This window comes from Pseudolysinimonas sp. (assembly GCF_044239695.1).
In the GTDB taxonomy this organism is placed as follows: Bacteria; Actinomycetota; Actinomycetes; order Actinomycetales; family Microbacteriaceae; genus Pseudolysinimonas_A.
On record NZ_JBIIAW010000021.1, the window covers coordinates 1 to 19463 of the forward strand.

General features: G+C 69.2%; 22 protein-coding genes. 12 read left to right on the top strand and 10 right to left on the bottom strand.

Annotated elements, in window-relative coordinates; all coding sequences use genetic code 11:
• Positions 1 to 55 precede the first annotated feature (55 nt).
• Together pepN and ACILQS_RS05095 are read right to left on the bottom strand one after the other, a co-directional pair.
• Entirely contained in the window at positions 56 to 2611 is a 2556-nt protein-coding gene (pepN, locus tag ACILQS_RS05090) for an aminopeptidase N (RefSeq protein WP_395639026.1), read from the bottom strand.
• Complete coding sequence (locus tag ACILQS_RS05095) at positions 2524 to 3252, bottom strand: hypothetical protein (protein ID WP_395639027.1); 729 nt, start codon at positions 3250 to 3252, stop codon at positions 2524 to 2526. Before ACILQS_RS05095 ends, pepN begins: the two co-directional genes overlap by 88 nt.
• Before the next feature lie 207 nt (positions 3253 to 3459).
• Here ACILQS_RS05095 and ACILQS_RS05100 point away from each other — a divergent pair, with 207 nt between their 5' ends.
• The 4 genes from ACILQS_RS05100 to ACILQS_RS05115 are packed head-to-tail and all read left to right on the top strand — an operon-like array spanning position 3460 to position 6962.
• Positions 3460 to 3945 (top strand): ribose-5-phosphate isomerase, encoded by a 486-nt coding sequence (locus ACILQS_RS05100; RefSeq protein ID WP_395639028.1) that lies wholly within the window; start codon positions 3460 to 3462, stop codon positions 3943 to 3945.
• Positions 3946 to 3953: 8 nt separating this feature from the next.
• Positions 3954 to 4940 (top strand): Fpg/Nei family DNA glycosylase, encoded by a 987-nt coding sequence (locus ACILQS_RS05105; RefSeq protein ID WP_395639029.1) that lies wholly within the window; start codon positions 3954 to 3956, stop codon positions 4938 to 4940.
• On the top strand, positions 4937 to 5557 hold the full coding sequence (locus ACILQS_RS05110) for an FMN-binding negative transcriptional regulator (protein WP_395639030.1): 621 nt from the start codon (positions 4937 to 4939) through the stop codon (positions 5555 to 5557). The genes ACILQS_RS05105 and ACILQS_RS05110 overlap by 4 nt, the downstream gene beginning before the upstream one ends.
• Complete coding sequence (locus ACILQS_RS05115) at positions 5544 to 6962, top strand: amidohydrolase (RefSeq protein ID WP_395639031.1); 1419 nt, start codon at positions 5544 to 5546, stop codon at positions 6960 to 6962. The genes ACILQS_RS05110 and ACILQS_RS05115 overlap by 14 nt, the downstream gene beginning before the upstream one ends.
• A gap of 79 nt (positions 6963 to 7041) precedes the next feature.
• Here the strand turns inward: ACILQS_RS05115 and ACILQS_RS05120 are convergent, their stop codons facing one another.
• The gene (locus ACILQS_RS05120; RefSeq protein WP_395639032.1) at positions 7042 to 7536 is read right to left on the bottom strand and encodes a Dps family protein; all 495 of its coding nucleotides are present in this window, start codon (positions 7534 to 7536) and stop codon (positions 7042 to 7044) included.
• A gap of 169 nt (positions 7537 to 7705) precedes the next feature.
• Here ACILQS_RS05120 and ACILQS_RS05125 point away from each other — a divergent pair, with 169 nt between their 5' ends.
• On the top strand, positions 7706 to 9064 hold the full coding sequence (locus tag ACILQS_RS05125; protein ID WP_395639033.1) for a sensor histidine kinase: 1359 nt from the start codon (positions 7706 to 7708) through the stop codon (positions 9062 to 9064).
• 112 nt (positions 9065 to 9176) lie between these two features.
• Positions 9177 to 9833 carry a response regulator gene (locus tag ACILQS_RS05130; RefSeq protein ID WP_395639034.1) on the top strand — a complete coding sequence of 219 codons (657 nt, stop codon included), beginning with the start codon at positions 9177 to 9179 and terminating at the stop codon, positions 9831 to 9833.
• Between the two features lie 3 nt (positions 9834 to 9836).
• Here ACILQS_RS05130 and ACILQS_RS05135 read toward each other — a convergent pair whose 3' ends face one another.
• The 3 genes from ACILQS_RS05135 to ACILQS_RS05145 are packed head-to-tail and all read right to left on the bottom strand — an operon-like array spanning position 9837 to position 11816.
• The gene (locus tag ACILQS_RS05135) at positions 9837 to 10250 is read right to left on the bottom strand and encodes a hypothetical protein (protein ID WP_395639035.1); all 414 of its coding nucleotides are present in this window, start codon (positions 10248 to 10250) and stop codon (positions 9837 to 9839) included.
• 38 nt (positions 10251 to 10288) lie between these two features.
• Positions 10289 to 10486, bottom strand: coding sequence for a PLDc N-terminal domain-containing protein (locus tag ACILQS_RS05140; protein ID WP_395639036.1), 198 nt, complete (start codon positions 10484 to 10486; stop codon positions 10289 to 10291).
• Positions 10487 to 10514: 28 nt separating this feature from the next.
• Positions 10515 to 11816 (bottom strand): NAD(P)-binding domain-containing protein, encoded by a 1302-nt coding sequence (locus ACILQS_RS05145; protein ID WP_395639037.1) that lies wholly within the window; start codon positions 11814 to 11816, stop codon positions 10515 to 10517.
• An 88-nt stretch (positions 11817 to 11904) separates the two neighbouring features.
• Here ACILQS_RS05145 and ACILQS_RS05150 point away from each other — a divergent pair, with 88 nt between their 5' ends.
• The 4 genes from ACILQS_RS05150 (at position 11905) to ppk2 (ending at position 14482) form a co-directional block, all read left to right on the top strand.
• Positions 11905 to 12255 (top strand): metalloregulator ArsR/SmtB family transcription factor, encoded by a 351-nt coding sequence (locus ACILQS_RS05150; protein WP_395639038.1) that lies wholly within the window; start codon positions 11905 to 11907, stop codon positions 12253 to 12255.
• Between the two features lie 193 nt (positions 12256 to 12448).
• Positions 12449 to 13030: a manganese efflux pump MntP family protein gene (locus ACILQS_RS05155; RefSeq protein ID WP_395639039.1), complete on the top strand. Its 582-nt coding sequence runs from the start codon at positions 12449 to 12451 to the stop codon at positions 13028 to 13030.
• Between the two features lie 167 nt (positions 13031 to 13197).
• The gene (locus ACILQS_RS05160) at positions 13198 to 13536 is read left to right on the top strand and encodes a hypothetical protein (protein WP_395639040.1); all 339 of its coding nucleotides are present in this window, start codon (positions 13198 to 13200) and stop codon (positions 13534 to 13536) included.
• A gap of 115 nt (positions 13537 to 13651) precedes the next feature.
• Complete coding sequence (gene ppk2, locus ACILQS_RS05165) at positions 13652 to 14482, top strand: polyphosphate kinase 2 (protein WP_395639041.1); 831 nt, start codon at positions 13652 to 13654, stop codon at positions 14480 to 14482.
• Here ppk2 and ACILQS_RS05170 read toward each other — a convergent pair.
• Together ACILQS_RS05170 and ACILQS_RS05175 are read right to left on the bottom strand one after the other, a co-directional pair.
• Complete coding sequence (locus tag ACILQS_RS05170; protein WP_395639042.1) at positions 14479 to 14784, bottom strand: hypothetical protein; 306 nt, start codon at positions 14782 to 14784, stop codon at positions 14479 to 14481. The genes ppk2 and ACILQS_RS05170 overlap by 4 nt on opposite strands.
• Before the next feature lie 27 nt (positions 14785 to 14811).
• Positions 14812 to 15678: a GyrI-like domain-containing protein gene (locus ACILQS_RS05175; RefSeq protein ID WP_395639043.1), complete on the bottom strand. Its 867-nt coding sequence runs from the start codon at positions 15676 to 15678 to the stop codon at positions 14812 to 14814.
• 88 nt (positions 15679 to 15766) lie between these two features.
• Between ACILQS_RS05175 and ACILQS_RS05180 the strand changes: the two genes are divergently transcribed.
• Positions 15767 to 16906, top strand: a complete 1140-nt coding sequence (locus ACILQS_RS05180; RefSeq protein WP_395639044.1) for a trans-sulfuration enzyme family protein — start codon at positions 15767 to 15769, stop codon at positions 16904 to 16906.
• Between the two features lie 27 nt (positions 16907 to 16933).
• On the opposite strand, the gene ACILQS_RS05185 is transcribed toward ACILQS_RS05180, so the two are convergent.
• Together ACILQS_RS05185 and ACILQS_RS05190 are read right to left on the bottom strand one after the other, a co-directional pair.
• Complete coding sequence (locus ACILQS_RS05185) at positions 16934 to 17623, bottom strand: hypothetical protein (protein ID WP_395639045.1); 690 nt, start codon at positions 17621 to 17623, stop codon at positions 16934 to 16936.
• 271 nt (positions 17624 to 17894) lie between these two features.
• On the bottom strand, positions 17895 to 18497 hold the full coding sequence (locus ACILQS_RS05190; RefSeq protein ID WP_395639046.1) for a hypothetical protein: 603 nt from the start codon (positions 18495 to 18497) through the stop codon (positions 17895 to 17897).
• Positions 18498 to 18532: 35 nt separating this feature from the next.
• Here ACILQS_RS05190 and ACILQS_RS05195 point away from each other — a divergent pair, with 35 nt between their 5' ends.
• Positions 18533 to 19225 carry a hypothetical protein gene (locus ACILQS_RS05195; RefSeq protein WP_395639047.1) on the top strand — a complete coding sequence of 231 codons (693 nt, stop codon included), beginning with the start codon at positions 18533 to 18535 and terminating at the stop codon, positions 19223 to 19225.
• The last annotated feature ends 238 nt before the right edge of the window (positions 19226 to 19463 follow it).

Genomic DNA, 19463 nt, shown 5'->3' on the forward strand with positions numbered 1-19463 from the left:
GAACGGCGGTTTCGATACACCCGGCTGCCGCCGGGCACTCAACCCGCGGGTGAGGTCACTCCGAACGATCCCGCTGCTGCACGCGGAGGGCCCGCTCGACCCCGGCGAGGTTCTCGACCACCAGGCGCCGCAACGCCGGGATGTCGGGATGCGCGTCGAGCCAGGCGTTCGTCGCGTCGACGAGTTCCTGGCTGGCGAGCGCCCCCGGGTAGAACCAGATCGCGACGTACTCCGCGATCGTGAACGGGCGGGTCTTCCAGGTCTCCTCGAGGGCGCCGAAGTAGCGCTCGACGAGCGGCCGGAGGGCCGACGGGTCGTTGGAGTGCTGGAAGCCGAGCCCCGACGAGCGCAGCACGATGTTCGACAGGGTGGCGTCGGTCAGCGCCTGCTCCAGCGCCGCGGCCTTGTCGCCGGTCGCGCGGGCGCGCGCGGCGGACTGCTGGCCGTTCGCCGTGTTGTCCTCCGCCAGCTGCGCGGCGATCTCGGCCTCGCCGGCCTCGCCGAGCAGCACGAGGCCCTCGAGCAGCTCCCAGGTGAGGTCGGCGTCGATCTCGAGCCCGTCGAGCTGGATCGATCCGTCGAGCAGTGCCTTCAGCTTCGCCGCATGATCCGGCGTCGACGGCACGTTCGCGAAGAACTTGACGAACTGGAACTGCGCGTCGCTGGCCGCCTCGGCCGCCTCGGCCAGCTCCCAGAGGGCGTCGCCGACGCGGGCGATCGTGGCATCCCGGTTCTCGGGCGCGACGTACTGCCGGGCGACCTGGATCAGCTGGGTGAGGGTGTTGCGCAGCGTCCACGACTCGGTCTCGCTCGCGATGTTCGCCAGTACGAGGTCGACGTAGTCGCTTGCCGGGGTCTCGGCATCCCGGGTCGCGTCCCACGCCGAGCTCCAGACCAGGGCGCGGGCCAGCGGGTCGTCGATGTCGGCGAGCTTGTCGATCGCGAACTGCTGGGAGGCCTCGTCCATGCGGATCTTCGCGTAGGCGAGGTCGTCGTCGTTGAGCAGGATGAGGCCCGGGCGCTTCAGCCCGACCAGTTCGTCGATCGACTGGCTGGCGACCGCTCCGAGGTCGAGCTCGACGCGCTGCGTGCGCACGACCTTGGGCGACAGGTCGCCCTCGACGTCGGCGTTCGGCTCGCCGTCGACGACGTCGTAGAAGCCGATCGCGAGGCGGTGCGGGCGGATGGTGGGCTGCGCAGGCGAAGCCGTCTGCGTGATCTCGAAGCGGGTGATGACGCCGTCGGCATCCGTCTCGACGATCGGCTTGAGCGTGTTCACGCCCGCGGTCTCGAGCCAGAGCTTCGACCACGAGCCGAGTTCGCGCCCCGACGTGACCTCGAGCTCGTGCAGCAGGTCGGCGAGCACCGTGTTGCCGTACTCGTGCTTGCGGAAGTAGGCGCCGACGCCGGCGAAGAAGGCGTCGATGCCGACCCAGGCGGCGAGCTGCTTGAGCACCGAGCCGCCCTTGGCGTAGGTGATGCCGTCGAAGTTGACCTGCACGTCTTCGAGGTCGTTGATCGTCGCGACGATCGGGTGGGTGCTCGGCAGCTGGTCCTGGCGGTAGGCCCAGCTCTTCTCCATCGAGTTGAACGTCGCCCACCCGTTGGTCCACTCGGTGGCTTCGACGGCCGCGATCGTCGAGGCCCACTCGGCGAACGACTCGTTGAGCCAGAGGTCGTTCCACCACTTCATCGTCACGAGGTCGCCGAACCACATGTGGGCGAGCTCGTGCAGGATCGTCACGACCCGGCGCTCGCGGATGGCGTCGGTCACCTTCGCGCGGAAGACGTAGGTCTCGGTGAAGGTCACCGCGCCGGCGTTCTCCATCGCGCCGGCGTTGAACTCGGGCACGAAGAGCTGGTCGTACTTCTCGAACGGATAGGGGTAGCCGAACTTCTCCTCGAAGTAGGCGAAGCCCTTGCGGGTGATGTCGAAGATGTAGTCGTGGTCGACGAAGCGCATGAGCGACTTGCGGGCGTAGACCCCGAGCGGGATGACGCGGCCGTCGCTCGAGGTCAGCTCCGAGCGCACCGAGTCGTACGGGCCGGCGACGATCGCCGTGATGTAGGAGGAGATGCGCGGGGTGGCGGGGAAGGTCCACACCCCGTCGACCGGCTCGGGGGTGGGCGAGTTCGACACGACGACCCAGTTCTCGGGGGCGGTCACGCGGAAGGTGAAGGTCGCCTTGAGGTCGGGCTGCTCGAACACCGCGTACACCTGCCGTGCGTCGGGCACCTCGAACTGCGAGTAGAGGTACGCCTCGCCGTCGACCGGGTCGACGAACCGGTGCAGGCCCTCGCCGGTGTTCGTGTACCGGAAGTCGGCGTCGACGACGAGGGTGTTCTCGGCGGCGAGAGAGTCGAGCTGGATGCGGGTGCCGTCGGAGGCGGAGACATCCATCGCCTCGCCGTTGAGCGTGATCGCGTGCACCTGCGCGGTGATCGCGTCGATGAACGTCGACGCCCCCGCGGTGGCCCCGAAGACGACGGTGGTCGTCGACCGGAAGGTCTCCGGTCCCGTCGTCAGATCGAGGTGGACGTCATACGAGACGACCGAGACGAGCGACTTGCGCTCCTGGGCTTCGATTCGAGTGAGGTTCTCTCCAGGCACCCGTCCACGATAGCCGCGGGCGACGTGAGCAGGTCTTCGACGTCGGTGATCGCCGCCCGCAGCGCCGCGATGAGCAGCGCGTCGGGATCTTCGACACAGGCTTCCGCGATGCCGGTCGCCGCGAGCTGCACGGCCATCGCGGCGGCGCCCCGGCGCAGATCGCGGTCCTTCACCGGGTTCCTGCGCAAGTGGTCGGTCGCCCAGCGTGCCGCCTCGGGGACGGCGTCGAGCGCCTCCCGCGCAGCGTGCCGCACGGCCGGAGCGGCGTCGGCCGGCAGCAGTCGGGGGAGCGTCAGCAGCGCGACCGCGAGGGCGTGCTGGCGTCCCATGCTGACCACCGGCAGAGCGGATGCCGCGGCCCGCACTGCGACGACCGGCGCGATGACGCGATGGTCGCCCCGCAGCCCGATGACGCGGGGGATGTCGGGGACGATCTCGCCGCGGCGTTCGTCGCTCAGCCGGTCGTTGACCGCGCGGGCGAGGTGGGCGAGCAGCGGGTCGGTGCACTGCGGGGAGTCGCTCCACGGCTCCCCGGCCAGGTACGAGGCGAACTCCATGAAGCACGCGCCGGTCTTCGCCGAGCGGTGCGTGCCCGGCGAGAGCTGCGGAACGCCATCCGGGATGACGGGGAGAACGGTCATGAGGCCCCCTTCGCTGCCCCCATTCTCGCCCGTCTCGTCGAAATCCGCCGGGGAGATTTCCGGGAAGCGGCGGCGGGGTCCAGGGCGACCCCGCCGTCGCGATCAGGGGCACCGGAACCGTGAGTCCGGCGCGTTGCAGAGATTCTGCCCTCACCCGGCGATCACCCGCAAGGGTCCGCGGGTTCGCGGTCTTAAGCTGGCGGCACCATGCGCATCCATCTGGGCACCGATCACGCCGGTCTGGAATTCAGCACCGACCTCCAGCACCACCTCGCCGACCTGGGTCACGAGGTCGTCGACCACGGGCCGCAGGAGTACGACGCTCTCGACGACTACCCGAGCTTCTGCATCAACGCCGCCCGCGCGGTCATGCGCGACGAGGAGGCCGGCGTCGCCGCACTCGGCATCGTCTTCGGCGGGTCGGGCAACGGCGAGCAGATGGCCGCCAACAAGGTCGTCGGCATCCGGGCGGCCCTTGTCTGGAGCCTCGCGACCGCCGAACTCGCCCGCGAGCACAACGCCGCGAACGTCATCGCGATCGGGGCCCGGCAGCACTCCTTCGACGAGGTCGTGCGCTTCATCGACGCCTTCATCCAGACGCCGTTCTCGGGTGAGGAGCGGCACGCTCGCCGCATCGCCCAGTTGCGCGAATACGAGACGACCGGAGCCATCGCCGGGCACGAGATCGTCTGACCCGACGAATGCCCGAGGGTCATTCCGTCCACCGGATCGCGCGGCAGTTCGCGCGGTCGTTCACCGGGCCGCCGGTGCAGGTGTCGTCGCCGCAGGGACGGTTCGCGCAGGGCGCCGCGCAGCTCGACGGGCATGCGATCGTGCAGTCGCGGGCCGTCGGCAAGCAGATGTTCCTCGAGTTCGACCACGCGCTGTGGCTGCGGGTGCACCTGGGGATGTACGGCGCCTGGGACTTCGCGGGCGACATCACGGCGACCTTGTCGCCTGTCGAGTCGCTCTCGCCCGCCGAGCGCGGGGGCCGAGCGACGGGCGACCGCGTCGTCGGCGCCAACGAGGACTCCCCGTGGTCGATCGGCGCCCCGCGCCGCACGCGGCTGCGCATGGCCGAGAGCGAGACCCTTCGACAGGCTCAGGGACCGGGTTCCGACTCCTGGCCGCCCGAACCGGTCGGTGCCGTGCGGGTACGCCTGCTGACGCCCGTCGCCGTCGCCGACCTCCGCGGCCCGACCGCGTGCGAGGTGCAGACGATCGACGAGGTGGATGCCACGATCGCCAAGCTCGGCCCCGACCCGCTCGTCGACGGCCCGGCCGGAGAGGATGCCTTCGTCGCGAACGTCGCGAAGCGCAACGTCGCCATCGGGCAACTGCTGATGGACCAGGAGGTCGTCGCCGGCATCGGCAACGTCTACCGCGCCGAACTGCTCTTCCGCGCCCGGCTCGACCCCTACCGCCCGGGCCGGGAGGTGCCCGCCGAACTGGTGCGCGAACTCTGGCGCGACTGGTCGCATCTGCTCGGGGTCGGCGTCGAGACGGGCCAGATGCTCACGATGGACGGCCTGACCGGCGAGGAACTGGACCGGGCGAAGGCATCCCGCGACGACCGCCACTGGGTGTACCACCGCACCGGCGAGCCCTGCCGGCTGTGCGGCACGCCCATCGCGATGGCCGAGATGGCCGGCCGCACCCTCTACTGGTGCCCGAAGGATCAGACATGAGACACACCCCCACTTACCTCCTCGAGGACCCCGCCGAGGTGAAGCGCCTCATCCGCGACAACCCGTGGATGACGTACGTCTCACCCTCCTCCACCGGCCTCGTCTCCTCCCACTACGCGACGCTGCTCGAGGAGACCGACGACGATTCGATCACCCTGGTGTCGCATTTCGGCCGGCCCGACGAGGTCGCCCACGAACTCGGGCAGCACGAGGTGCTCGTCATCGTGCAGGGGCCGCACGGCTACATCTCGCCCAACTGGTACGCCGAAGGCGACTTCGTGCCCACCTGGAACCACGTCACCGCCCACCTCTACGGCGTGCCCGAGATCCTCAGCGACGACGAGAACTTCCGCATCCTCGGCGAACTCGTCGACCACTTCGAGCAGCGGATGCCGACCCCGGTCTCGCTCGACATCGACCTCGACAAGGCGGCCCGCATCGCCCGCGGCACCGTCGGCCTGCGCCTCCGTGTCACCCGCTTCGACGCCCGCGCCAAACTCTCGCAGAACAAGACCCCCGAGGTGCGCGAGCAGATCATGCGCGCCCTCGAAGGCACCGGCCCCTACTCCGACGCGGCGCTCGCCGCAGAAATGCGACGAGTGAATGATCCTGCGTAACGTCTTCGACTTGCGCGGGCTGCTCGGCGGCATTCGCGAGTCAAGAGCGGGGACCCCTACCCCGATTGACTCGCGAACGCCGCCGCGCATCCCTCTCTCCGACGTCACTGTGCCCGGTGCCGGGGGTGACGTCGATCTGGAGGGGCGGTGGGTGCTGCCGTCGGTGTGGGATCACCACGTGCACTTCGGGCAGTGGACGCTGGCGTCGCGGTGGGTGGACGTGTCGTCGGCGACGTCGGCGGCTCATGCGGCGGCGATCGTGCGCGAGGCGATCGAAGCCGGGCGGCACGAGCCGGGCACGGTGCTGATGGGGTCGGGGTTCCGGGATGCACTGTGGTCCGACGAGCCGTCGGCCGACCTGCTCGCGTTCGGCGAGGTGCCGGTGGGGCTCATCTCGGGCGACGTGCACACGGTGTGGAGCAACGGGGCGGCGCTGCGGATGCTGGGGCGCCCCGAGTCGGACTGGTGGCTGCGCGAGCAGCCCGCCTACGACATCAACCTGCAGTTCTCGCAGGTGGAGCCGGCGCTGCTCGATCGGTGGGCGTTGGATGCGGCCGCGACCGCGGCGGCGCGCGGGATCACCGGCATCGTCGACCTCGAGATGGATGATGCCCCGGGATCGTGGGCGCGTCGGTTCGGCACCGGGTTCCGCGGGATGCGGGTGCGCGCCGCCGTCTACCCGCACACCCCGTCGCTCCCGGAGTTCGCGCACGACCTCTACGAGGTGGGGCCGTACAAGCTCTTCACCGATGGCTCGCTGAACACGCGCACCGCCTGGTGCGACCACCCGTACCCCGACTCGTCGGATGTCGGACTGCCGTCCTACGGTCCCGGCGGCCTGCTCGCCGCCGCGCGGGAGGGCGTCGCCCGCGGCCTCCTCCCGACCATCCACGCGATCGGCGACCGCGCGGTCAGCGAGGCGCTCGACGTGTTCGAGGCCTTAGGCACCGGCGGCAGCATGGAGCACGTGCAGCTCATCGCGGAGGCCGACATCCCGCGCCTCGCCGCGCTCGGCGTGCGGGCCAGCGTGCAGCCCGAGCACGCGATGGACGACCGGGATGTCGCCGACCGCTACTGGGCGGGCCGCACCGACCGCGCGTTCGCGTTCCGCAGCCTGCTCGACGCCGGCGTGGAACTCTCGTTCGGCTCCGACGCTCCCGTGGCTCCGCTCGACCCCTGGATCACGATGGCCGCCGCCGTCACCCGCTCCCGCGACGGACGCGACCCGTGGCATCCCGAGCAGGCCATCACCCCGCTCGAGGCCCTCGTCGCCTCGACCCACGACCTCCCCGGCGACCTCGTCGTCGTCGACCAGGATCCGCTCGTGCCGGAGAACCTCCGGCACATGCCCGTCCACGCGACGATGGTCGCGGGAACCTGGACCCACGGCCCCCATTCCGAGTAACCCGGGGCGGGTTTCGATACACCGACCGCACGCGGTCGGCACTCAACCCGCGGTGCCGCGAGACCACGACGCGACCGAGCTACGAGAAGGGGGCCGCGATGTGCGCGAACAGGAACCAGCGATCCTTTTCGAGCCCCCGCGCGATCTCGATGACGACGTCCTGGCTGGCGGCATCCAGTTCGCCGAGTTCGTCGATGGCGGTGCGCACGCTCGTCAGGGTGGCGTCGATCTGCGCGATGACTTCGGCGATCGTCACATCGGAGGTCTGGAAGCCGGCGCTGAGCGGCGGAACGGTGGTCTTCGCGGCGACGGTCGCGAGGCGCGCGTCGATCGGCAGGCCGAGGGCGACGACGCGCTCGGCGGCGGTGTCGGCGTAGTCCTGCACGTGGGCGGCGACGCTGTCGAGGAGTTCGTGGATGGCCTGGAAGTTGGCGCCGCGCACGTGCCAGTGGGCCTGCTTGGCGTTGACCACCATGGCTTCGAGGTCGATGACGACGGGCTCGAGGAACTGGGCGACGCCGGCGGTGACGTCGGGGTCGGTGGCGCTGGTGGGGACGGTCTTGACGTCGGTCATGCTGAATCTCCCTTGTGAGGTACGTGATTCAACGCTACTCACGAGGTTTTGTTCCGCAAGCGAGCCCAGGCTGGCCTTGCTATGGGCGCCCTCACCCGGGGGATACCCCCACCGCGTTCGGGATGCGGGCCGCATGCCGCCGATGCACGGCGGCGGCGACGCTGAGAGCATGACTACTGTGACGTCTCCCGCGCCGGCCCGCCCGCTCTACGCGCGGCTGTGGGCCGGGGTGCCCAAAGAGCTGCTGTACCTGATCATCGCCTTCCCGATCGGCACCGCGTTCTTCGCCGTCAGCATCGGGCTGTTCTCCACCGCGGTGGGCACCGTTGCGACGTTCTTCCTCGGCGTCATCTTCCTGGTCGCGGTGCTCTACGTCGCGCGCGGCGCCGGGATGCTCGAGCTCGCGCTGCTCGGCTGGGTGGGTCGCCCCGCCATCCGCCGCCCCGACTGGAACGACCGCACGGCGAAGACCGGCTTCTTCGGCTGGCTGAGGGCACTGTTCGGCAACGGGCACTACTGGCTGTACCTGGTGTGGACGATGATCGTGAACTTCATCGTCACGACGTTCTCGTTCACGATCGCCATCACCTGGTTCGCGACGGCGCTCGGCGGCATCACCGGGTGGATCTGGATGGCCTTCATCCCGAACTCCGACCGGGACTTCTTCGTCTCGTCGTGGCTCGTGGAGCGGGTGCTGGGCGGGGATGCCCGGTTCGACCCGGCCGTCGCCGACACGCTGCTGTGGTTCCTCGTCGGGCTGGTGTTCACCGCGACGCTGCCGTTCGTCACGCGCGGACTCACCTGGCTGCACTGGGGTGTCGCCCGGGGACTGCTCGGCGCGTTCCGCACCGACGCCCTCGAGAAGGAGGTGGCGACGCTCACCGAGTCGCGCACGGCCGCGGTCGCGGCGGAGGGCACGGCGCTGCGCCGGCTCGAGCGCGACATCCACGACGGTCCGCAGCAGCGGCTCGTGCGACTGCAGATGGACATCGCGGCGGCCGAACGCCAGTTGGAGAGCGATCCGGATGCCGCCCGCAAGCTGCTGGAGGAGGCCCGCCAGCAGTCGAAGGACGCCCTCGAGGAGCTGCGGGCCCTGTCGCGCGGCTTCGCCCCGCCGATCCTGATGGATCGCGGACTGGTCGCCGCACTGGAGTCGCTCGCCGTGCGCAGCGCCGTCACGGTGCGGGTGGTGTCGTCGCTGCCGGAGGGGACCGACCTGCCGACCGAACTCGAGCGCAACGCCTACTTCATCGCCGCCGAAGGGCTCACCAACGCGGTGAAGCACAGCGGGGGCTCGGCGATCGACCTGCGGATCGACCTGCGTCGGGTCCCCGACGATCTCGACCAGACCTGGCTCGACATCACGGTGACGGATGACGGCCGCGGGGGAGCGGCGGCGGTTCCCGGCCACGGGCTCGCCGGACTGCAGGAGCGCGTGCTCGGCCAGGGCGGCACCCTCGAGATCACCAGCCCCGCGGGGGGTCCCACCGTCGTCACCGCCCACCTGCCGGTCACTTTCGCCGGTTGAGTGCCGGCCGCATCGCGGCCGGTGTATCGAAACCAGGTACGGGCGACGTGGGGTTTCGATACACCGCGCTGCGCGCGGCACTCAACCCGCGGGATCGACGAAGGAGGCCATGATGGAACATGTGACGGGATTGCGGGTGGTCGTCGCCGACGACTCGGTGCTGCTGCGCGAGGGTCTCGTGCGGGTGCTGGTCGAGGCGGGCCACGAGGTGGTGGGGTCGTTCGGCGACGCCGACTCCCTGCTGCGCGAGGTCGAGGCGCTCGACCCCGACCTCGCGGTACTCGACGTGCGCATGCCGCCGACGTTCCGGGATGAAGGGGTGCGCGCCGCCATCCGGTTGCGGTCCCTGCTGCCGCGCACCGGCATCCTCTTGCTGTCGCAGTACGTGGAGGTGGCCTACGCGCAGGAGCTGCTGGGCGCCGGGCAAGGCGGCGTCGGCTACCTGCTGAAGGACCGCGTCGCGTCGCTCGACGAGTTGGTGGATGCCATCGACCGCATCGCCGACGGCGGCACCGTGCTCGACCCGGAGGTGGTGGCGCAGCTCATCGGCCGGCGGCACGATCCGCTCGCGACGCTCACCCCGCGGGAGCGCGAAGTGCTGCACCTGATGGCGGAGGGGCGCACGAACGCGGCGATCGCCGAAGCCCTCTACATCGGGGTCGGGGCGGTCGAGAAGAACGTGACCTCGATCTTCGGCAAGCTCGCGCTCGAGGATTCCGGCACCGACCACCGGCGGGTGCTCGCGGTCATCGCCTGGCTGCAGCGGTAGCGCTCAGCCGCGCACTTCCACCCAGTCCGACAGCGCGGTCCAGCCGTCGGTCGGCTCGTCGAGGCCTTCCGGCCAGTAGGCCGCCTCGACGCCGACGAGCCCGCCGACATTGATCTTCGAGTCCCATCCGCTGCTGGCCGCGACCCACTCGTCGGGGCCGTCCCCGATCAGCACGAGCTGCACGCCCTGCCCGGCGGGCTCGTCGTTGGAGAGCGCGAGGAACACGTCGACGCCGTCGTACTCCCCCTGGAAGCGCACGGTGTCGGCATCGATCGGCACCTGATCGAGGATGTCGTCGGGCAGCACGTCGTCGCTCGAGATCTCCTCGCGGAGGAACGCGTAGGGCTCTGCCGCGATGCAGCCGCTGAGCAGCGCACCGACGAGCAGGCCGACGGCCGCGAGTCCCTGAATCCTCACGCCTCGAATCTAGGCCGATTTCCCGGCCGTGGCGAGGGTCAGCGCTTCTTCGGCACCCGGCCGCGGCCGAAGATGAGCCACAGCAGCGATCCGAGGATGCTGAGGAAGAACGCGACGAGGATCCAGACGAACTTTCCGACGCCGCCGTGGTTCGGGTTGTTCACGATCGACACGACGGTGACGATGAAGATGATGAGGCCGAGGATGCTGCCGATGCTGAGGGTGATGGGATCCATGCGGCGATCCTAGTGATCCCGGGCGTCTTCACCGGCAACAGCTGGATTCCGCCGCGGCGAGGTCGGTCGAGCAGACACCGGTCTCGGGCAGCACGAGTTGGATGAGCCGCGCCGAGTCGCGGTGGCCGGCGATCTCGTCGGCGATCGAGCGCACCTGCTCGTACCCGGTGAGCAGCAGGAACGTCGGCGCGCGGCCGTAGGACTTCATCCCCGCCAGCCAGAATCCCGGCTCGGGGTGCGACAGCTCGTCGACCCCGTGCGGGGGCACCGTTCCGCAGGAGTGCAGGTTCGGGTCGATGAGCGGCGCGAGCCGCACGGGGGCTTCGATCACCTCGTCGAGCCCGACGCGGATCTCGCGCAGCATCCCGAGGTCGGGGCGGAAGCCGGTGGCGACCACGACGGTGTCGGCGTCGATCCGCACGGGTTCGCCGCGTCGGGTGCCGACGACGGCGACCCGGTCGCCCGACGGCTCGACGTCGTCGATGAGGGTGCTGTCGAGCAGCTCGACGCGTCCGGCGCGCACGAGGTCGTGCACGGCGGAGCCGAGGGAGGCGCGACCGGCGAGCTGGTCGGCGTCGTCGCCGTAGACCCGCACGGGCGACGCCGCGCGGATGAGCCAGGTGACGGTGGTTCCGGGTTCCCGCGAGGCGAGGCGGTCGAGGGCGATGAGGGTGTTCGCCGCGGAGTGCCCGGCGCCGACGACGACCGTGTGGTTTCCGGCGAACCGCGCGCGGTCGCGCCCGAGCACGTCGGGCAGGCCGTGGGTGAGGTGCTCGGCGATCGCGCTCTCGTGCCGCGGACGGACGCCCGACGCGAGAACCGGGTTCGGCATCCCGAACGTGCCGGAGGCGTCGATCACCGCGCGGGCCTGCAGGTCGTCGTCGCCGACGCGCACGACGAACGCGGCGTCGGCGCGCCCGGTCGTGCGGGTGCGGTCCATGCCGAGCCGCGACACCGCCTCGACCCGCGCCCCGAACCGGATGCGGTCGCGCAGGGCCGGGGTGGCGGCGAGCGGCTCGAGGTAGTGCTTCACGAGTTCGGCACCGGTCGGCATCGCCTCGGGATGCTGCGGCGTCCAGCCCTCGGCGGTGAGCAGACGCACGGATGCCGCGTCGGTGACGTGCTTCCACGGCGAGAACAGCCGGGTGTGCCCCCACTCGCGGATCGCCGCGCCGACCGTGTCGCCCTGTTCGAGCACGAGCGGCTCGATGCCCCGCTCGAGCAACTGGGCCGCGGCGGCGAGCCCGACCGGGCCGGCCCCGATGATCACGACGGGCAGGCGGGTGAGCGCGGACGTGGCGACGACGGGCGAGTCGGCGAGGAGGGTCATGTGCGGTCCCAACGGTATTGACGGATGTCGATGAGCCGAGTGTGGCCCGGATATCGACGTTCGTCAATATCCATGTCAGGATGTGGGTATGCCGGTCGCCGAACTCCTTCCCGTGCGGGACGTCACCGCGTGCTGCGCGCCCATCACGCGGGCGCCGCTGTCGGAGGACGACGCCGAGACCGTCGCCCGGTCGCTGAAGGCGCTCGCCGACCCCGCCCGGCTGCGGATCGTGTCGATCGTCGCCGCGCACGACGACCAGGAGGTCTGCGTCTGCGACTTCCAGGAGCCGCTCGGCCTCGCCCAGCCGACCGTGTCGCACCACCTCAAAGTGCTCATGGATGCCGGCTTCCTCACCCGCTCCAAGCGCGGGTCGTGGGCGTACTACCGGCTCGTCCCGGGGTCGCTCGACGCGATCGCCGGGCTGCTCACGACCGTTTAGGCTGGAGACGAAGGGGAGTAGTTCCCACGAGGGTTCCGGCAACGGAACCCGGAGGTACGTCGACATACTGGTGAGCCACCTCACCCGGCGTGCCGCTCGACCTCGCGGATCGCGAGACGAGTGAACGAGACCTTCGGCAATCGATGCCGAAGTGTCGCCACTTTCGGCCGCTCACCGAAAGGTCCCCGGCCCCATGCCCCTCTGGTCTCTGTTCCTCATCGCGCTCGGCGTCTCCGCCGATGCCTTCGCGGTCGCCCTCGGCAAAGGCCTGCACATGCGGCGGGTGAACTACCGCCATGCGGCGATCATCGCCGTCACGTTCGCCGGGTTCCAGGTCGTCATGCCGCTGATCGGCTGGTTCGTCGGCACGCAGTTCCACCAGTTCATCACCGAGATCGACCACTGGGTCGCGTTCGCCCTGCTCGCGCTCATCGGCGGCAAGATGCTGTGGGATGCGATCCGCGACGGCGACGACGACGGTGTGGATGACGACCGCCTCCGGGTGCGTCAGCTGCTGCTGCTCGCTCTCGCGACGAGCATCGACGCGCTCGCCGTGGGCATCTCGTTCGCCTTCCTCGACGTGTCGATCGTCGAGGCGCTCGTCGTGATCGGGGTGACGACCCTCGTACTCACCTTCGCCGGGGTGCTCGTCGGGCACCGGGCGGGTCTGCGGTTCCGGGGGCCGGCCGAGATCGTCGGCGGCGCCATCCTCATCCTGATCGGCACGAAGATCCTGTTCGACCACCTGGGAGTGTGGGCGGCGCTCGGTCTGTAGGTTCGCGCGGTGCTGACTGCTGATCGAGGGAGGGGCGCACGGAGCTGCGCACGCCGCCGGATCGCGGTGCCCGGGGAGTACCACCTCGCCATTGTCGCTGTGGGCAGGGAGGCGGAGGATCGTGGCGTCGGCCGGCATCGGGTCGGTCGGGACAGGATCAGGGACTCATGAGAAAGATGACCAAGAGAACGCTGTCGGGCAGCGTGATCGCCGTCGCCCTCGGGATCGGGGCCGTGCTCGGGATCGCCGCTCCCGCGTCGGCGTTCAGCCAGCTCGAGATGACGCAAGCATGTCGGGTTCAGTACGGGCAGCTCGGCTGGGAGGCCCAGCTGACGTACCCCAACCAGGGTGTCTACGGATGGCGGTGCTTCTACAACAACGCGCCCTGGGCTTCCTGGTACAACGAGAAGAAGTCGCTCAACGTCCAGCTCTACTGCAACGCCGTGTACGGCGGCACGGCTCGGTTCAGCAGCCAGAGCAACGCGTACTCCTGGTACTGCGGGTAGTCCGGTTCCGGGCCCCCAACGCCAGGCGGCGGCGGGGGCCCTCCTCGGCGTGATGGTCGAAGCGTCCCGGCGCAAGCCCCCCTGACATCCGAAACCTCCCGCCTAGCGTGAGCGGATGGCTACGAAGACCCGACGCACGCGCAAGGCGCTCTACGAAGAAGAGCTCGCGCGGCTCCAGATCCAGCTCGTCGAGATGCAGCAGTGGGTGCTGGCGACCGGCACGCGCGTGGTGGTGCTGTTCGAGGGCCGGGATGCCGCCGGCAAGGGCGGGGCGATCAAGCGCATCGTGCAGTACCTCAACCCGCGGTCGGCTCGGGTCGTCGCGCTGCACGTCCCGAGTGAGCGCGAGAAGGGGCAGTGGTACTTCCAGCGCCATCTCGAGAGGATGCCGACATCCGGGGAGATCGTTCTCTTCGACAGGTCCTGGTACAACCGCGCCGGCGTCGAGAAGGTGATGGGGTACTGCACCGACGAGGAGTACGAGCGCTTCCTCGCGCAGGCGCCGATCGTCGAGAAGCTGCTCGTCGACGACGGCGTCATCCTCGTCAAGTACTGGTTCTCGGTGTCGGACAAGGAGCAGCAGCGCCGCTTCAAGCGTCGACAGACCGATCCGGTGCGGCGGTGGAAGCTGTCGCCGACCGACCTGGAATCGATCATCCGCTGGGAGGACTACTCGCGCGCGAAGGATGCGATGATCGCCGCGACCGACACCGAGCACGCGCCCTGGTGGATCATCGACAGCGACGACAAGCGTGCGGCGCGACTGAACGCCATCAAGCATCTGCTGTCGCAAGTGCCGTATGAGAAGACGAAGCCCGAGAAGGTCACGTTCCCCGATCGACCGGACGCCGTCGACTACGTGCGGCCGCCCGTCGACGACCAGCGGTTCGTGCCCGATCACGCGGCCGAACTCGCCGCCCGCGACCTGGCGTCGGCGAAGAGCTAGGAGCGCAGGCTGCCGGCGATCGTCGCCAGCAGGACCGTGGTCAGCGCGATCAGCACCGCACCGAGTCCTCCGATGCCGGAGGTGACGATGAACACCAGGTTCAGCACGAGGTTCGCCCCGGCGGCGACGAGCGGCACCGCGGGTCGGCGCAGGGCTTTCACCGCGAGCATCCCGAGCCCCGCGACGATCACGACGACGTTGCCCGCGATGCGCAGCGGCTCGACCTGGTCGATCGCGACGTGCAGCACCGCGTCGCCGACGTTCACGAGCAGCAGGATGACGGTCAGCACGCGGGCGAGCATGCGGCGAGCATATCGACCAGCTCGGGGTCAGGCCCGCTCGACCGGGAGCCAGAGTTCAGTGGTCGCGGTGCTGAAGTCCGCGGCACGCTCGACGACGGCTACGATCGACGGTCCCGGCCGCAGCCGCCACGGGTTCGACGGGAACCAGTCGGTCGCCGTAGCCGCCCACGTCGACTGCAGGGCGTCGGGGTACGGGCCCGTCGTGCGGAACACCGCCCACAACCCCGTCGGCACCTCGATCACGGTGAGGTCGTCGGGCACCATGGCGTCGGCGGTGACGGACACCCCGTGCAGGTACGTCAGTTCGCTGCCCTCGGCGTAGTCGGGATCGACGTCGGCGCTGACTTGCAGCATGCCGCCCGGCTCGGCACTGCTCAGCTCCTTCAGCCGGTCGTGTTCCGTGGCTGGCAGCGAGGCGATGTGCGCCTGGATGTGCGGATTCACCCCCTCATGGATGAGCGGCACTCGGGCGGCGTGGCCGACGAGTCGCAGGGCGGGCTGTTCGGTGATGCGAGTGTCCATCGGGGTGTTCCCTTCGACGGTCAGGCGAAACCTGATCTGCGGTTGTGTGCGAAGGGGGCCGCCGTGGCGCCGCACGTCGGCGGGACTGGCGCCGTGCACCGCGACGAACGCGCGCCCGAAGGCCTCGGTCGAGCCGTACCCGTAGCGCACCGCGATGGCGAGCAGCTCGCCGCCGCCGAGAACCTCGGCTGCCGCGACCGTCATCCGCCGCCGCCGGATGTACTCCGACACCGGCATCCCGGCCAGCGACGAGAACATCCGTCGCAGGTGGTACTCGGTCGTCCCCGCCCGACTGCTCACGGCGGAGACGTCGATCTCGTCGGCGAGCTGGTGCTCGATGAGTTCGACGAGCCCGTTGAGTGTGGCGATCACGGTGACCCCTTTCGTCATCAACCCTCGTCAGTCTCGCCCCGGGCGACCCGACAATCCCGGTCCGATTCGACCTGATTAGCATCGAGACATGGCCGTCGACGAGTTCCATCCCGAGAGTTTCACCGCACAGGCTCTGGGCTGGGTCGACGAGGCCACGCGGGCGATCAACCCGCCGCTGCACATGTCGAGCACCCACTTGCGGGATGCCGACAACGGCTACAGCTCGGGCCGGGTCTACATGCGCGACCAGAACCCCGCCTTCGATCAGCCCGAGGCGCTGATCACCGAGCTCGAGCACGGGCACCAGACGCTGCTGTTCGGCAGCGGGATGGCGGCGGCGACCGCGATCTTCCAGGCGCTGCACCCCGGCGACCACGTGCTCGCGCCGAAGGTCATGTACTGGAGCCTGCGCAACTGGCTCATGGGATTCGCGAGCTCGTGGGGGCTCGACGTCGAGCTGATCGACATGACCTCACCGGCGGCAGTGCAGGCCGCCATCCGCCCCGGTGCGACGAAGCTGGTCTGGGTCGAGACGCCCGCCAACCCGCTCTGGACGATCACCGACATCGCCGCGACGGCGCGGATCGCGCATGCGGCCGGCGCGCTCCTCGCCGTCGACTCGACCGCGGCAACCCCGGTGCTGTCGCAACCGCTCGACCTCGGCGCCGACCTCGTGATGCATTCGGCGACCAAGTACCTCAACGGCCACTCCGACCTCACCGCCGGCTCGGTCACCACGCGCGGCGACAACGAGCACTGGCAGCGCCTGCGGGGTGTGCGCGCCCAGATCGGCGGCACCCTCGGCTCCATGGAGTCGTGGCTGCTGCTGCGCGGGATGCGCACGCTGTTCCTCCGGGTGCGCGCCGCGAGCGCGTCGGCGTTGCGGCTCGCCGAGCACTTCGACGGGCATCCGCTCGTCTCTTCGGTGTTGTACCCGGCGCTTCCGGGTGCTGCGGGGCATGAGGTCGCGACGCGTCAGATGAGCGGCGGCTTCGGCGGGATGCTGTCGATCCGCGTCGCTGTGGGAGAGGATGCCGCGATCGCTGCCGCCGCGAAGACCCGGCTGTGGAAGCGGGCTACCTCGCTCGGAGGGGTGGAGAGTCTGATCGAGCACCGCGCGTCTGTGGAAGGTGCCGGGTCTCCGGTGCCGGCCGACCTGCTGCGGTTGTCGGTGGGGATCGAGAACGTCGACGATCTGATCGCGGACCTCGAGCAGGCCCTCGCCTGATCGCCGCGTGGAGGGTTCTCCACAGCACTATCCCGGAGCAAGCAGAAGGGTGTCAGTCTGCGGCCACCAGCCGACGATGAAGCTCCCGAGTTCAAGTGCGAGACCCTGCCCCACGATGAAGTCGGCCTCGGCAGCGCACCTCACCTGCTCGCCAGAAGGGCCCGAAGCGATGAGACACACTTTCAGGTCTCCAAAGGCGTTCGGCCCGCGAGCGATGAAGACCTCAGTGACGTCGACCGTGGCGAGACCGCGGACTTCGGGGGCGACCAAGCCCGTCGCCGACTCGATATCGAAGTCGGGCGGATCGAGCGGCGCTTCGACCCGATCGAAGATTCTCAGCCCCGGGACGCCGAGGTCGGTCTGTTCTTGCAGGAGGCTGGCGACCTGTTCGGACGAGGCACGCACCCCGAGGCCGAACCCCAAGAAGCCACCGACGAGGAGAGCCGCTACGGCAACCAGCGCCGCGATACGCCACGACAGGCGACCGCGGCCAGCTACCCCCTCGCGGTCATCCTCATCGGATGGTTCTGTCGACGGGTCGGGAGCGATCTCAACCTGCTCGTCGAGGGGCTCGTCGGGTTCGCGGCGGCCGACAGAACGCAGCGCCGATTCCAGCACCGCGAGGCGGTCGCGATCCTCGGACGTACCCTCCCGTGAGTACGCGCGGTGCCTCAGTCTGGCGAGCTCTTCGCTCTCGACGTTTCCCTGGTCCGTCATACGGGGAGCATAGAACCCGTCGCTCGGGCGACTCCTGGCGCACCGTCCAAGGCTCGGACGGCAATCACCGCATGCCATCCGGCACGAGCTGAGGAAGTCAGTGGCCCATTGGAGGGGGATGACGGGAATCGAACCCGCGTAATCAGTTTGGAAGACTTACCCAAGCCCCTCCGGTGAGGCCTTCTGTCCCGCTATTTCAAGAAACAAGGGACCACTTCCAGCCCTCAGGCTAGCCCGGATCGTCTACGGATCGTCTACGGATTGTCCACGCTCACGGTGCGGAGTCCTTCGGCACCGCTGGTTGTCGGTGGCCGCACATCGTGCACTCCTGCACGATGTCTTCTCCTATGATGACTCCCTCGGTGCGTCCCCCATCGACCTCGCAAACGTACTTCGCCTCCATCGCTTCGAGCGCCGGGTTATTGGACATCAAGATCTCCACGAGTCGATCCGCAAGCTTGCCGACTACCTGGTACTCGCGGATCACGTCCTCAATGAACGCGTACTTGTAGCTCGCGTACTTCACCTGACGTTCGCCTTTGCCCAGCGCGCGCCTCATCACCAACACTGCGTCGTCGCTCCATAACCAGACGCCGTGGACGAGATGATTACGCGTCTCGTTGAGCTTCGCCAGGCGGTCGGCAAGCATGCCCGCCAGAGGGCCGGGCACCTGAATGCCACGGACAGCGGCGACGAGCCTTTCTCCGCTCGCTGCCAAATCGGGCGTCGACTCGGCCATCTCGGTCGCTGCCGGGTTGCCAAGCACGACAGCCTCTCCGAGTACGTCGTCCAGCCACGCCGAGTTGTCGACGAAACGGCCCAAGAGGTTCGCTACGTCGTCGGAGATCGCCATCCATCCCTCAGAGTCGGTCACGCCGCTGAACCTAGCGCGGGAGTACCGTTCCGGCCATGACCGACCAGCAACCTCCCTTCGACCCGAGATCCGACCTCCTGGGCTTCACGTTCGAGCAGGGCGACAACTTCGAGCTGATCGTCAAGCCCAAGCCCGGCGAGCGCGTCGTCCGGGTCGACACTGACCACAGCCGCGAGCTGCGGGATCTAGTCGGCATCTGTTTCGACCTCCGCCGGGTGGCAGAAATCTGCGACCGCTACATCCAGGCGATGGACGCCGACGAGGCCGAGCTGATCCAGGACTCGCTTTGGATGACCGCAGTCATGCTCTACGCGCGATGCTTCAACGATGGGGTGCGGTCGCGCCTGTCGACCGATCTTCTCGACACCATGGAGGGCCAGGCCCGCGAGGCTCACGATCATTTCATCGACCTCCGCAACAAGTTCATCGCGCACAGCGTGAACGCCTACGAGCAGACCTTGGCCCATGCCGTCATCGACGCGAAGACCGGCGAGCTGAAGCACAGTGGGACGGCCCACCTGTGGGCGAACGCGATGAACCGTGACGGTGCCCTCACGCTGAAGCGACTCGCCCGCGAGTTCCTGGGGGTCGCGTCTTACCAGCAGTGGATGACCAACCTCGCGGTGGGAGCCGAGATCGATGAACTCGGTCCGGAGGGCCTCTTGGGCCTCCGCGATCTCGCCACGGAGGTCCCGAACGTCGAGCGAGGTAAGCGCCGACGCAAGTAGCCGATCTCGGTGAGGATGGCCGCGTGAGCCTTGCGTGCCGCCTTTCTCGTGGGTGACGCCAGCCTTTGACTGTCGTTCGCCGTCGGCGTCGGTCCACTTGATTTGCCACCTGCCGGGCCGATGCTCGATGGCCGAACCTTCTCCGTGCTTCGCCTTGTTCATGATTGCCCTTCCGCAGATTGGTACGGCGGAGCGGGGTTGATGACCAAGGGTCGGTTGTCCACGGATCGTCCACAGA